General features: G+C 33.3%; 14 protein-coding genes and 1 tRNA gene. 10 read left to right on the forward strand and 5 right to left on the reverse strand.

Features of this window, described 5'->3' with window-relative positions:
* Positions 1-238: 238 nt before the first annotated feature.
* The 4 genes from ASF10_RS01700 to ASF10_RS01715 all read left to right on the forward strand — a co-directional run bounded on the left by ASF10_RS01700 (position 239) and on the right by ASF10_RS01715 (position 5,307).
* On the forward strand, positions 239-1,597 hold the full coding sequence (locus ASF10_RS01700; protein WP_056244551.1) for a TolC family protein: 1,359 nt from the start codon (positions 239-241) through the stop codon (positions 1,595-1,597).
* An 89-nt stretch (positions 1,598-1,686) separates the two neighbouring features.
* Positions 1,687-2,739, forward strand: a complete 1,053-nt coding sequence (locus ASF10_RS01705) for an HlyD family secretion protein (protein ID WP_056244554.1) — start codon at positions 1,687-1,689, stop codon at positions 2,737-2,739.
* Position 2,740: 1 nt separating this feature from the next.
* The gene (locus ASF10_RS01710; RefSeq protein WP_056244559.1) at positions 2,741-4,324 is read left to right on the forward strand and encodes an MFS transporter; all 1,584 of its coding nucleotides are present in this window, start codon (positions 2,741-2,743) and stop codon (positions 4,322-4,324) included.
* Positions 4,325-4,644: 320 nt separating this feature from the next.
* A complete protein-coding gene (locus ASF10_RS01715) occupies positions 4,645-5,307 on the forward strand; it encodes an HAD family hydrolase (RefSeq protein ID WP_056244562.1) in 663 nt (220 codons plus the stop codon).
* 137 nt (positions 5,308-5,444) lie between these two features.
* On the opposite strand, the gene ASF10_RS01720 is transcribed toward ASF10_RS01715, so the two are convergent.
* Positions 5,445-5,918 carry a YcxB family protein gene (locus ASF10_RS01720; RefSeq protein ID WP_056244565.1) on the reverse strand — a complete coding sequence of 158 codons (474 nt, stop codon included), beginning with the start codon at positions 5,916-5,918 and terminating at the stop codon, positions 5,445-5,447.
* 33 nt (positions 5,919-5,951) lie between these two features.
* Positions 5,952-6,182 carry a helix-turn-helix domain-containing protein gene (locus ASF10_RS01725; protein WP_056244568.1) on the reverse strand — a complete coding sequence of 77 codons (231 nt, stop codon included), beginning with the start codon at positions 6,180-6,182 and terminating at the stop codon, positions 5,952-5,954.
* A gap of 87 nt (positions 6,183-6,269) precedes the next feature.
* Between ASF10_RS01725 and ASF10_RS01730 the strand changes: the two genes are divergently transcribed.
* A complete protein-coding gene (locus ASF10_RS01730) occupies positions 6,270-6,509 on the forward strand; it encodes a hypothetical protein (protein WP_056244572.1) in 240 nt (79 codons plus the stop codon).
* Positions 6,510-6,735: 226 nt separating this feature from the next.
* On the opposite strand, the gene ASF10_RS01735 is transcribed toward ASF10_RS01730, so the two are convergent.
* Both ASF10_RS01735 and ASF10_RS01740 read right to left on the reverse strand, forming a co-directional pair.
* Positions 6,736-7,473, reverse strand: coding sequence for a hypothetical protein (locus ASF10_RS01735; RefSeq protein ID WP_131726497.1), 738 nt, complete (start codon positions 7,471-7,473; stop codon positions 6,736-6,738).
* A gap of 171 nt (positions 7,474-7,644) precedes the next feature.
* Positions 7,645-7,726, reverse strand: a tRNA-Leu gene (locus ASF10_RS01740).
* A gap of 109 nt (positions 7,727-7,835) precedes the next feature.
* Between ASF10_RS01740 and ASF10_RS01745 the strand changes: the two genes are divergently transcribed.
* From ASF10_RS01745 to ASF10_RS01760, 4 genes are all read left to right on the forward strand, one after another.
* Entirely contained in the window at positions 7,836-9,224 is a 1,389-nt protein-coding gene (locus ASF10_RS01745; RefSeq protein WP_056244578.1) for a dipeptidase, read from the forward strand.
* A gap of 744 nt (positions 9,225-9,968) precedes the next feature.
* Positions 9,969-10,391 carry a hypothetical protein gene (locus ASF10_RS01750; protein ID WP_056244581.1) on the forward strand — a complete coding sequence of 141 codons (423 nt, stop codon included), beginning with the start codon at positions 9,969-9,971 and terminating at the stop codon, positions 10,389-10,391.
* A 140-nt stretch (positions 10,392-10,531) separates the two neighbouring features.
* On the forward strand, positions 10,532-10,903 hold the full coding sequence (locus ASF10_RS01755; RefSeq protein ID WP_056244584.1) for a BlaI/MecI/CopY family transcriptional regulator: 372 nt from the start codon (positions 10,532-10,534) through the stop codon (positions 10,901-10,903).
* A complete protein-coding gene (locus tag ASF10_RS01760; protein WP_056244587.1) occupies positions 10,900-12,123 on the forward strand; it encodes a M56 family metallopeptidase in 1,224 nt (407 codons plus the stop codon). Before ASF10_RS01755 ends, ASF10_RS01760 begins: the two co-directional genes overlap by 4 nt.
* 192 nt (positions 12,124-12,315) lie before the next feature.
* Here the strand turns inward: ASF10_RS01760 and ASF10_RS01765 are convergent, their stop codons facing one another.
* Complete coding sequence (locus ASF10_RS01765; RefSeq protein WP_056244591.1) at positions 12,316-13,680, reverse strand: saccharopine dehydrogenase family protein; 1,365 nt, start codon at positions 13,678-13,680, stop codon at positions 12,316-12,318.
* Positions 13,681-13,874: 194 nt separating this feature from the next.
* Between ASF10_RS01765 and ASF10_RS01770 the strand changes: the two genes are divergently transcribed.
* On the forward strand, positions 13,875-14,261 hold the full coding sequence (locus tag ASF10_RS01770) for a DUF423 domain-containing protein (protein WP_056244595.1): 387 nt from the start codon (positions 13,875-13,877) through the stop codon (positions 14,259-14,261).
* Positions 14,262-14,321 lie beyond the last annotated feature (60 nt).

Raw genomic sequence — 14,321 nt, forward strand, 5'->3', positions numbered from 1 at the left:
GATTTCCACCAGTTTATTTTATAATATCTGTAAAATCAGCTTTAATTTTTTTTAAATCTGCGTGAAACCCCAATTTATATAATTTTTTACAACTTATTGTTTTTCAATGTTTTAATATATCGTTTTCGGGAAATAAAATTTTAACATTTGTCCGAAATGAATATGTTATTGACTTTTTAGAATTATCAGTCAATGAAAAAATGCAGGAACTTTGCAGTATTAAAATATTTATATATTCATGTTCCTTAAAACAACAAATTCTACAGAAGATTGTTTTCTCAAAACCGTGTTGATATTTCTAATCATATTAACATTCAGTAATTTACAGGCTCAGGAAATTCATTCGGTTTCGTTAAGCGAAGCGGTGAAACTGGCTAAAGAAAACAATAAAAAAATCCTTAGATCTCAGTTAGAGACTACGCTCTCTGAGCAAAATATCAAAGAAAGAAAAGAACTCCGTTTGCCGGATATCGAATTAAACGGTGAATATTCCAGAATTACCAATATTACGGAATTTAAAGGAAATGGTTTCCTGAATGGAAAAGAGGTCACGAAAGCAATTCCTGAAATTTACGAGGTCAACTCGACTTTTAAAATGCCAATTTATGCCGGTAATAAGATCAACAACGCCATTAAAATTGCCAATCAGGAAAACGAAATTGCCAAAATAAAAACCGAAAAGACTCAAAATGATATCGAGCTTGAAGTTGTGGCCAATTATTTGGCGATTTATAAAATGATGGAACTTCAGAAGATTTTTGATGAAAACATTAAAGAAGAAAAAAGCCGATTAAAAGAAGTTCAGTCGTTGCAAAAACACGGAACAGTAACCAAAAACGAAGTGATTAGAGCCGAGTTGCAGCTTTCTGATCGTGAATTGAGCGCTTTGACGAATTCAAAAAACATAAAAATCGCGCTGCATGATTTAAAAACTCTGATTCAGATTCCGGAAAATGAAGAAGTGGCAATTGATACAACGGCTAATATCGATGAAATGAAAGGTCTGGATCCGTATGATTATTATTTAGAAAAAGCTTTTCAGAATGAAGAAATGCGAATGGCCAGTCAGGAGTTGAACATCAAGAAAACAGAACTAAAACTGGTTAAAGCCAATTATCTGCCAACGGTAAATTTCTTCGGGAATTATGGATTTTATTACCCGAACTATAAATTCTTTCCGCCAAATCCATACTTGTATACTTTAGGGCAAATTGGTATTGAAGCGCATTTTGATCTTTCGGCTTTATATAAAAACAAAACCAAAGTAGAACAGGCGAATACCAAAATCGAATGGCAGAAAATGCAAACCGAAATTGTAAAAGATGAAATTCAGGATAAGCTTTTTAAAGACCATACGCAATATCAGGAAATCCTCGAGAAGTTTGTGGTTGTAGACAAAGCGTTGGATCTGGCCAATGAAAATTACCGAATCGTAAAGCTGAAATACTTAAACCAATTGGTTTTAATAACAGAAATGGTCGATGCTGATAATGCTTTGCTACAGGCGAAATACAACAAAATATCGACAAGATTAGATGCGATCTTAAAACATTACGAATTGCTGCATACTGCGGGGATAATGCCGGATCAGATTTAGAAGTCTAGAAGGAAGAGAATAGAGGCAAGAAGCTAGAAGCAAGAGAATAGATTTTAGAAAATAGAACAAAGAAAATAGATATAAAGTATATGGTTAAGATAAAAAATGAAACTAGAAGAGACAGAACGTTTCATATATTAATAACAATTATCGCTTGCATATTGGTAGCAAGCGGGATCATTTTGGGAATTTGGTTTTATGTGTTTAACAGAAATCACGAAGAAACCAATGACGCTCAGGTAGAACAATATGTAACGCCTATTATGTCGAGAATTACAGGTTATGTACAAGAAGTTCGTTTTGAAGAAAATCAGTTTGTGCATAAAGGAGATACTTTGGTAATTATTGATAACAGAGAGTATCAGTCAAAATTGAATGTGGCTCTTGCCGATGTTCAAAGTGCAAAACAAAGCAGCGTTGTGGCCGAGAAAAATGTAGCTACAACTGCAAGTTCAACTGCAATTGGAGAATCACAATTGGCTGCTGCTAAAACCAACCTTTGGAAATCGAAATTAGAATACGACAGATACAAAGCTTTGGTAAAAGACGAAGCAGCGACTTCGCAACAATTAGAAAAAGTAAAAGCCGATTATGAATCAGCGCAAGCTCATTTTCAGGAAATGCAAGACAGAATTCAGTCTTCAAATTTGAGCACTTCGCAAGCGGAGGCAAATGTTCCTGCAACGCAAACTAATATTGCTTCAAAACAAGCTGTTGCAGATAATGCAGCATTGTTTCTTTCGTACACCATAATTACCGCGCCTTATGATGGCTGGGTAGCCAAAAGAACGATTCAGCCGGGACAAATGGTAAAAGAAGGTCAATCATTGCTTTCGATAGTAAGTAAAGAAAAATGGATTACGGCCAATTTTAAAGAAACGCAATTGCAATATTTAACCGTAGGACAGGAAGTAAAAATTCAGGCCGACGCTATAAATGGCAAAGAATTTACAGGAATTGTAATGTCATTATCTCCGGCAAGTGGCGCGAGATTTTCGTTATTGCCTCCGGATAATGCAACAGGAAACTTCGTGAAAATCGAACAAAGAATCCCGGTTCGTATTCAGTTAAAAGATGCCGATAAACAAGCTGATTTTTTAAGAGCCGGAATGAATATTACCGTTATTGCCGAGCACAAATAAAATGGAAGATAAAAGTATTTTTAAATCTTGGGTTCCCAAATGGGCAATCATTATTATTTTGTTTGTCTGTTTGCTACATTCCATGATTTTATTGGGAGTTTACACTTCAAACGTAACCTATGCGGCAAGTTTTCTTGACATTGAGCCAGAAGATTTGCAGTTTGCAATGTGCGTTACCTACGGAACTTTGCTGGCAACGATTTTGATCGAAAGTAGATTTTCGAGTTTTTTTCCGGCAAAAAATTACCTCATGGCGGTCTATTCCGTAATCGGGATTACTATTATTTCATCGGCGTATATTACTAATTTTTATCTTTTTTTATTGCTAAGAGTTGCCGAGGGAATCCTGATGGCGCTTCCGGTAATCACAATCAGGCAATTATTGATAGAACAGTTCAATTCTAAAAACGCCATCATAATAGGTTTTTCATTCTACTACGGTTCGTTATTATTATCAACGCCGTTTATTATGAATATTGCCGTTTGGTTTCTGGATCATTACGACTGGAAATACATGTTGTATGTATCAGGCGGACTTCAGGTTTTAAACGTCTTTTTGATCCTGATCACTTTTCGCGGACACAGAATTAACAAGAAAATCCCTTTGTATCAAATCGACTGGATCAGTTATATATTGGTTTTAACAGCGATTCTCTGTGGCGCTTACTTTTTTGTGTATGCCGAAAAAAAATATTGGTTCGAGTCTTCGCACATGGTTTTAATGCTCATGATTGCCCTGATTACAGGAGGGTTATTCATCTTTAAAGAACTCTTGGTAAAAAGACCCACTTTTGATTTCGAAGTCTTTAAATACGCCAATCTCCGAATCGGATTTTTATTATTTTTTCTCTTTTATATCAGTAGAGCAACGCTCAGTCTTTGTCACTCGGCAATGTTCTCGATCTGGAACTGGGATCCGTCCCGAGTTGCCGGAGTACAATACATCAACGGATTAGGAAACGTAATAGGATTAATTTTAGCCGCTTTTTTTCTCATGAAATCCGTTTCGACGAAAATCATTTTTATAATTGGTTTTTCGCTTATTGCGTTATTTCATTTTTGGTTTACGTTTCTTTTTGTGCCCGATGTAGCATTGTCAGATATTATCATTCCGTATGTTTTACAAGGAATCGGTGTTGGATTTTTATTTGTGCCTTTAATATTATTTACTACATCATCTGTTCCGGCAAAAATGGCAGTTTCTTCGGGAATTGTTGGCGTTTCCGGACGTTTTTGGGGAAGCACAATTGGATTTTGTGTGATGCAGAATGCGATGGTTTTTCTAAATAAAAAACACTTTCTGAAACTTTGCCAATTTGTAACCGGCGATAATCCCGAAGCACAGCAAACAATCGCTTCAACAGCGCAGAGTTTTATGGCCAAAGGATATTCGGCAGATAATGCGAATACTTTGGCTCTCAAAAAACTTTTTGGAACCATCACCAAACAATCAACTTTATTGGCCGATATGGAAATTTATACCATCGTAGGTTACGGTCTTGTGGTTTTGATTATTCTCATTGCATGTAATCAGCATTTGAGACAAACAATGACTTTGGTTAAAAGTAAAATTTGGATTGGGTAAAGGTTTTTGTTTCAGGTTTCAAGTTTCAGGTTAAAGGTTGATCGCGCAGAGTTTTTGTTGTCAATCTTTGTCGGTTTTAATCTCGCGAAGTCGCAGAGTTTTTATTTTTAAAGCCACAGATTAATAAGATTTTAAGGATTTTTTTCTCGCAGATTTGGCAGATTGAGCAGATTTAATTTTAATAATTATCTGCGTTTATCTGCTTAAATTTTTTTAAATCTGCGTGAAACAAAAACTTTGCGACTCTGCGACTTTGCGAGATTCTATAAAAAATCCTCCGCAGAAAAACTTATCTTGCAATCGTTAAAAAACAAAATACAATGAAGCAGCAATGTGTTATTTTTGATATGGATGGAGTGATTTCTCACACGAATCCGCATCATGTGAAGGCTTTCGAGGCGTTTTTCGATAAATATCAAATTCCCTATACTAATGAAGAATTTGAAGAACATATGTACGGAAAACACAATAGTTATATTATGACGCATTTCTTCAAGTGCCCAATTGCTGGAGAAGAACTTATAAAACTTGAAGACGAAAAAGAAGCAATGTTTCGCGAAATTTACAAAGACAAAGTCGATACGATTCCGCATTATTTGGACTTTTTAAGCGAGTTGAAATCTCGAGGATTTAAAACTGCTGTTGCAACATCGGCGCCACGTGCGAATCTTGATTTGATTATAAGCACCTTAAAAATAGCTGACAAAATGGATTCTATGATGTCAAGCGAAGACGTAACGTTTCATAAACCGAATCCCGAAGTATATCTAAAATCTGCAGAACGTGTTGGAGTTTCTCCGTCGGATTGTGTGGTTTTCGAAGATTCTTTTTCGGGCGTTACAGCGGGACTAAATGCTGGAATGAAAGTCGTTGGCGTATTAAGTACACATACAAAAGAATATTTGCCTCCGTGTAGTTTTTATATCAACGATTATAGCGAAATTAATGTCGATAAAGTTTTAGAGCTTTTGGGTGAAAAGTAAAATGTGAATTGTGAAGATTTAAACCATACAAGTAATATAAGTTCATTTAAATAAAATGTGCATAATTTGAATAGCCTTCAGTTTTAACTGGAGGTTTTTTTGTGTTTTGAAAGAAAGGCTTTAGCCGAAATTTAAAATTATCTATTCTTTATCTTCAAAAACACTTCGTTTCTAAACCAATTTTCATCTTCTGGAGTTTCAAAAATTCGTTTTGGAAGGAATAATGTTTGACCTTTTGAAATGTATAAAAGATAAAGATCTTTTAATTCGAAAACTTTTACAAAATTTTGTATGGGAATTGTACTGTTAGATATTTTTCCCATTCCAGAAATAATTCTATCTGGAAATATTTCATGTTGCCTTTCGTAGAAAATAACCTTATTATCTTTTGAATTTGCAAAATTCCAATATTTATAAATCGTAAGAACAGGATACATAAATCCAACAACTATAATAAAAATGCTAAAAGAATCTTTCTTTCCAGTAAAAAGAACGAAAGTAGAAAACATCCACATAAAAGCAAAGAACCATCCTCGTCTTTTTAATTCAAGTCTAACAAGGAAGATGAAATATTCTTTTTTGGTAAGATGAAATTTTTTGGTTTTAATCATTGTTGTTTAATGGAAAATGGATTTTTAAGTTTTTTATTTTAAAGGAAAATCAAACAATTCTTTAGGTTCGACATGTAAAGCATTGGCAATTTTCACAAGAGTTTTTACAGTAGTATTTACTTTTGCTCTTTCTATTCTTGCTACTTGGGATTTAGGAATGCCTGAGTCATTAGCTAAGTCTTGTTGGGACATATTTTTCTTTTCACGCATTTGTCTGACGTGAATCCCAAGATTTGCAATAAAAGTTTCTTCCGAAATATCCATATTTCAAAAGTCACAAGATTTATTTTTCATTTGGGTTCATATATGAGCCCAAAAGTATTATATTTGACGGATCTAAAAAATAAGACAATGACTACAGAAATCCTTTCGAAGGAAGAAGAAAAAAGACTGATAGATTTTTTTAATAAAACTGTAAATGCAAAAGATCTGGCAAAGACAATACGACGCCTAAATTATATAATTGCTTTAGGAATAATGAGAAAAGATGAAACTCTAAAATTAGAAGTTGTCAAGATAGAAGAGGGTTTTTACTGGCTAAATGAATTTGCAGAAATTTTAGATCCTTATTTGGAGGTTGATTCGAAATAAGGATTGCGTTAAACCCGACAGGTTTTTTAAAACCTGTCGGGTTTAGAACTACATTGTGGTTACGTTGTGTTCAATGGATTGAAATCCCTTGCTACAAAATAAATCATTCCTCCGGAATTTTATAAAGCGTTCCAGAGGAACAAAATATATTGTAGGGATGGATTTTAATCCATTCTACGCAATTATAATCAAATTTTTGCTTTTCGACTAAAGGAGAATTTCAATTTTATTCTAAATCAGGAATATTACTTTTTATATCTTCGGGTAAAAATTCACGAATTACTTTATAACCGTCTTTTAGTAGTGTGCGGTTTTCAGAATCTTTTGTCCACTTGAATACCTTAGTTGTAAAACTTTTTAACCATCCTTTTTTCTTAAATGAATGTATGGTTTGTTTTAAAGTGTCAATGTCATTATGAAGATTTTCAAATTGCTTTTCAAATTCCTTTTTGTTATCTTGATTTTGTTTAATTTGTTCTTTTAGAGTTTCTTCTAATTTATCAAGTTTTTTACGCAATTCTTTTGCTTCGTCTTCTGAAAAATATTCATCTTTTATTGATTCAAATCTTTCAAATATTTCCTCAATCTGTTGCTGTTGAAATTCTACTTTCTTTACTATTGGGTTTGAAGAGAGTTCTTCCCAGATACAGTTTAGCCAAGTTGTAATTTGTGTAAAAATTCCTGTATCTCCTTTAAAAGAAAAATTTTCTTCATATGCTAATGGACCAGGACAAACGTTTCCGGAAATAGCATAATATACACTATAGCCTTCTTTATCACTAGTTTTTGAAGTCGGAATTTGAAAAATAATTTTATACTTTGGTTCCATACTATATGTAATAGTTAGCAAAGTGTATGAACTTGATTTGTCCTTATTAGGCTCTATTTTAAAGTCTGAGCTTTCAAATCTTGAATGTTTATCTAGAGTATTATTAATGTCTTTATAAACCTTTTCTCTTATCATGATTTTTAATTTTTAAATATGGAATTATCAAATATAGAAAGAATCCTGTTAATTGGTTGAAATAATATTTACAATACTTTTTTGACTATAAGATTTAGAAGTTTTTTAAAAGTCAAGATAAAAATAGCTGTAAAAACAAAAAAGCTTCTGATTTCTCAGAAGCTTTTTTAGTGCGGATAATAGGACTCGAACCTACACGCCTTGCGGCACCAGATCCTAAGTCTGGCATGTCTACCAATTTCACCATATCCGCTCAATTGTGGGTGCAAAGATAAACATAACTTCTAGATTTCAAAACATTTTTTGCAAAAAAATATTAATTCTCTTTTTTGTATTTTTGAATTTCTATAAAAATAATTTAAATGGAAAACATTAAGTCATACGTTCAACAACATAAAGATCGGTTTATCAATGAATTGATCGAATTATTGAAAATTCCGTCGGTAAGTGCCGACACTGCATATTCGCAAGATGTGATCGATACTGCAGAAGCTGTTAAGGAAAGTTTAACAAATGCAGGGTGTGATTTTGTCGAAATTTGCGATACTCCGGGGTATCCAATCATTTATGGAGAGAAAATAATCGACCCAAATTTACCTACAGTTCTAGTTTACGGACATTATGATGTTCAACCACCAGATCCTATCGAATTATGGACATCGCCACCATTCGAACCCGTAATCAAAAAAACAGAAATTCACCCAGAAGGCGCAATTTTTGCTCGTGGAGCATGCGATGACAAAGGACAAATGTACATGCACGTAAAAGCACTTGAACTTATGGTGCAAACCAATACTTTGCCTTGTAACGTAAAATTCATGATCGAAGGCGAAGAAGAAGTAGGTTCAGCAAGTTTGGCTTGGTTTGTAGAACGCAACCAAGAGAAACTGAAAAACGACGTAATCCTAATTTCAGATACCGGAATGATCTCTAACCAACAACCGTCGATCACGACAGGTTTACGTGGTTTGAGTTATGTAGAGGTAGAAGTTACAGGTCCAAATCGTGATTTGCATTCAGGATTATACGGTGGAGCAGTGGCAAACCCAATAAATGTTTTGGCAAAAATGATCGCTTCTTTGCATGACGAAGACAATCATATTACCATTCCTGGTTTTTACGATAATGTACAGGAATTATCTCTTGAAGAAAGAGCCGAAATGGCAAAAGCGCCTTTCAGCCTAGAAAAATATAAAAAAGCCTTAGACCTAAACGATGTTTATGGCGAAAAAGGATATGTAACCAACGAACGCAACTCGATTCGTCCAACACTAGATGTGAACGGAATCTGGGGCGGATATCAAGGCGAAGGAGCAAAAACGGTTATTGCGAGCAAAGCTTTTGCTAAAATCTCAATGCGTTTGGTTCCTAATCAGGATTGGCATGAAATCACGGAGCTTTTTACTAAACATTTCACAAGTATTGCGCCATCTGGAGTTACTGTAAAAGTAACGCCACATCACGGTGGTCAAGGTTATGTTACGCCAATTGATAGCGTTGGATATCAGGCAGCAAACAAAGCTTACACAGAGACTTTTGGAGTTCCTGCAATTCCGGTTCGTTCAGGCGGAAGTATTCCAATTGTAGCGTTGTTCGAAAAAGAATTAAAAAGCAAAACCATCCTTATGGGCTTCGGTTTAGACAGCGACGCGATTCACTCGCCAAACGAGCACTTCGGAATCTTCAATTTCTTAAAAGGAATCGAAACTATTCCGTTGTTTTACAAATATTTTGTAGAGCTTTCTAAGTAAATTCTATTATCCTAACAGGTTTTCAAAACCTGTTAGGTATAAAATACAATCCGTTTATTCTTTTTAGAGTAAGCGGATTTTTTTTTGGAATTTGGAGTTTAATTAGAATATTAAAACTTTGGAATTTAATATGTTTTTGGGCGTTCCCTTCGGTCGGGCTTTCGGCTATATTCCCGATTAACAAAAACTACGGCTAAAAAGCCTTGTTTTTCTAAATCGGGAGATACCGCCTCTATCCCTAACGCTTAAAAAAGGTTCAAAGGTTTCTTGTAGAGACGCAAATTAGTGCGTTTAAAGGTTCAAAGGGACAAAGGTTTTTTACATTAGAATTGAATAGCCTCCAGCTTCAGCTGGAGTTTTTTGTGAAAAGAGTAATTGGCTTTAGCCGAATTCTTTAATGTTTTATAAGCGTATTTATTCGGCTAAAGCCATTTCCTAAACATTTATTCTAAACCCCAGCTAAAGCTGGAGCCTATTGAAAACCTTTGCCGCTTTGCATCTCTGCACCTTTGAACCTAAAAAAATCGGCTAAAGCCATTTGCTTCGCATTAATTCTAAACCCCAGTTAAAGCTGAAGCCTATTCAAAACCTTTGTCCCTTTGTATCTCTGCACCTTTGAACCTGAAAAAAAGAAACCTCAGAACCTCAGCAACTTAGAATCTTAGTAACTTTTTTTTGGTTATTAAAAAAATAACTCTACATTTGTAGAGCAACATCTATAATTGTAGAGTTAATTCGAAAAATATGAAAAACCTTCTTTTGCTGTTTTTTTGCGGAATCATGCTTTTAAGTTGTAAAAGCAAACCCATCAATCAAAAAATTGATAAAAAGAAAGAAGGTCTTTGGATTGATAATTACCAACAGGATAGTATTACATACAAATCATTAGAATATTACAAAAGCGATCAACCCATAAAAAAATGGAAATCCTACATTAACGGAAAAATCTACAAAACCGAAAAATACAAAAACGGAATCTGCATCGTAAAATATTATTATGAAAACGGAAAACTACAATCAAAAGGAAAAACAAAGATCGAAGTCGATGCAGTCGAAACACATTGGTTTTATTTTGGAGTCTGGAAATTTTACTCTGATAAAGGAAAACTAACAGAAATCAAGAACTATAAAAATGGCGATTTAATTTCAGAAGAAGAAATACAGTAGTTTACTTTTTTTAGAATATAGAATATAGAATATAGAATATAGAATATAGAATATAGAATATAGAATATAGATTGTTCTTAATCATAAAAAAAACTCAGCAACTTAGAATCTCAGAACCTTAGCACCTTAAAAATAAAAACATGCAACTATCAAACTCAGAAGAACAATTAATGGAACATCTTTGGAAGCTTGAAAAAGCTTTTATGAAAGATTTACTCGAAGCATATCCGGAACCGAAACCGGCAACAACAACTGTTGCCACGCTTTTGAAACGAATGATCGATAAGAAATTTGTAGCTTATAACGAATTCGGAAATTCGAGAGAATATTATCCTTTGGTCGAAAAAACTGTTTATTTTTCGAAACACGTAAACGGATTAATCAGCAGTTTTTTTAATAATTCGGCATCACAATTTGCTTCCTTTTTTACGAAAGAAACTAATTTAACCACTTCAGAATTAGAAGAACTTAGAAAAATAATTGATTCAGAAATTCAAAAAAAGAAAAAATGATACTCTATCTTTTAAAATCAGGAATACTGCTTTTAATTTTTTATGCAGTATATAAAATGTGGTTAGAAAACGAAAAAATGTTTCGTTTTAATCGTGCTTATTTGTTAGCGAGTTTGGTTTTTAGTTTTGTGATTCCGCTGCAAATTATTTCGTTCCAAACAACTTTGTCCAATAAAATAGGATTGATTCAATTGAACGAATTAGTCATCCGGAAAAGCAATGAAAATCTATCAGCAATTTCGTTTAATGATTTTTTGATGGTTTTAATTACAATAGTGTATGCTTTTGGAATTTTATTTTTAACGACAAGGTTTCTTTACGGCTTGTTTTCATTTTATAAGAAAACAAAAAATAGTGAAATTCAATTTATTAAAGGAGAAAAAATAGTTTTAGTTGAAGAAGCTATTTTACCTCATTCTTTTTGGAAATCAATTTTTATAAATGAAAAAGAGTTCGAAAACGGTAAAATTCCATCTGAATTAATTGCACATGAAAAAGCGCATTTACAACAAAAACATACCTTGGATATTCTTTTTATAGAAGTTTTACAAATTGCTTTTTGGTTTAATCCAATGCTTTTGCTTTACAAAAAAGCCATTAAACTTAATCATGAATTTCTGGCTGATGAAGCTGTAAATAAACAGTTTGGTTCTGTTAAGAGTTATCAAGCTCTATTATTAGATTTTGTTTCAAATAAAAATACGATTGCTCTGGCGAGTAATATCAATTATTTAATAACTAAAAAACGTTTACTTATGATGACCAAAAAAGAATCTCCAGTTAAAATTGTTCTAAAAGTATTTTCTGTAGGTGTAGTTTATGCTTTACTATTGTTTGTTTTTAGTACAAATGCAATGGCTCAAAAAGTCTCTAATAAAGCCGATGTAAAAGAAAATGATCTTTATGTATTAAAAGATGTCGAAAAATTGCCTGAGTTTCCGGGTGGCATGAATGAGTTCTATAAATTTATTGGTACAAATTTTAAAATGCCCGCAGCAGTTGGCAAAAATAAAATAGAAGGAAAAGCATATATTCAGTTTATCATTGAAAAAGATGGAAGCTTGTCAGATATCATTACGATAAAAGATCCCGGTTACGGAATAGGTGACGAGGCAATTCGCGTTTTAAAACTTTCTCCCAAATGGACTGCTGCTACTCAAAGAGGAAAAACTGTTCGAGTAATGTACAGCTTGCCAATTACGCTTCAGGCAGAAAAATAGGTTTTTTTGAAGGTTCAAAGGTTCAAAGTGGCAAAGGTTCAGAGGTTTCTTTTGGACATGAATATCTGAACTTATTTGAACACGTTTGAAATTTTGCACTTTCTTAACTTAAAAAAAAAATCCGCTTCTAAATTTAGAAGCGGATAAAATAAAAAACTAAAAAAAAATTCTAAAAAACAAATAAATCCCAACCTAAAACAAGTCTGGATTATATCCAAAATAGGGCATATTTTGTTCGTTAAAAATCACCCCATATTCTTCTAACTCTTTTAAAATGGGTAGATATACTTCTTTCTTTATAGGAAGCTGTACGCCGGGAGTTGTAATTTTTCCGTTCAAAATCAATAATGTTGCCATTGCAACAGGTAATCCAACTGTTTTTGCCATTGCAGTATACGTTTGATCGTCGCCAGTGCAAACCATTTTTGAATCTATTTGCTGTTTTTTGCCATTTAGTTCGTATCCAAATTTGTGATACATAACAATCATATCTTTATCGTTGGGTTCCAGAGTCCAACTGTCTGATAATATTTTCTCTAATATTTGAGCAGGAGTTGCATTTGGTAAATTCACTTTTTTGTCCGGATTAAATAAATCCAATTCCAGAAGTTTATCCCACATAATGTCGTCCTGATCAATTTTTAAAATCAATCTCGTTTTAATTTCTACAGAATCCGTTGGATGATATGGCAAAAAAGAATTCACGAACTCACGGTAACTCATGTTTTCTGAACCTTCCATGATGTAACTATCATCAGTCATACCTAATTGCACAAACATATTCCATGCTTTCGAGTAACCTACTCTTCTAATTGTTCCTCGATATAACGTCAGGATATCATCTAAACCGTAAATCGATCTGTATTTGAGTGAGTCTCTATTAGAATATGCTTCGAATTTTCCGTAACCTTCAACTTCCAGAAATTCGGTTCTACGAAATACAGTTCCGTATGGGATATATTTGTAAGTACCTTCCTGAATAAATTTTGCTGCGCCTCCTTGTCCCGCCAGAACTACATTTCTGGGAGCCCAGGTAAATTTGTAATTCCATAAATTATTATCGCATTCCGGAGCGACTAATCCTCCGCAAAATGATTCAAAAAGCAACATATTGCCTCCTTTTGCTCTAATCTCGTCAATAACTTTCATGGCACTCATATGATCGATTCCGGGATCAAGGCCAATTTCGTTCATGAAAATCAAATTATTTTTCTTGGCCTCTTCATCTAAGGCTTGCATAGCATCACTTATATAAGATGCTGTAACAAGGTGTTTTTTAAATTCAAGGCAATCTTTGGCAATTTCGATATGTAAATGAGCAGGTAGCATCGAGATCACGATAGACGCTTTTTCTATAGCAGCTTTTCTTTCATCAGTTTCAAAAATATTTAAGGCAATTGGAGTTGCATTGGGGTGATTCTGTGTCTTTTTTTCGGCTAATGCCAAAGACAAGTCAGCTACAACAAGATGTAGGTTTTCGCTTTCTGATTTTGATAATAAATAACGTATCAGCGACGATGCAGATCTCCCGGCTCCAATGATTAAAATACTTCTCATGTTTTTAAATATATAACACAAATATATTAAATTGTTAAATATGTAACAATTTAAATTTCTAAAAAATACATTATTTTTTATTTTGAAGCCAAATTGTAGTGAAAATCGATTTCTGGAAAAGATTTTAGAAATCTAAAATGCTTTTTAAAATGTATTGAAGTATTTTTGTTGGAGAATAAAAAAGTATAGAAAATATGAAAAGAAGAATTGTATTAGCAGGAGCTTTTATTGGGATGTTAGCCATCATTTTGGGGGCTTTTGGTGCACATTTACTAAAAAAATATTTATCTGTAGACGAATTGAATACTTTTGAAGTTGGGGTTCGTTACCAAATGTATCATGCTTTGTTTTTACTGTTTCTATCGACCAGAAAAGATATAGCTGAAAAAACCTTAAAAACAATCTATAATCTAGTTGTTGCCGGTGTATTACTTTTTAGCGGTTCGATCTATTTATTAGCGACAAAAAGTCTTACAGTTTTTGATTTTAAAATTATCGTATTCGCAACTCCTTTGGGAGGTTTTCTATTAATTATTGCTTGGGCGGTATTATTTGTTACTATTTTGAGGAGAAAATCATAAAATCCCGAATAAAAAATTCTATCTAAAAATTAATCTTTAATTTTGTCTCATAAATAACAT

This window comes from Flavobacterium sp. Leaf82 (genome assembly GCF_001422725.1).
Classification (GTDB): Bacteria; Bacteroidota; Bacteroidia; order Flavobacteriales; family Flavobacteriaceae; genus Flavobacterium.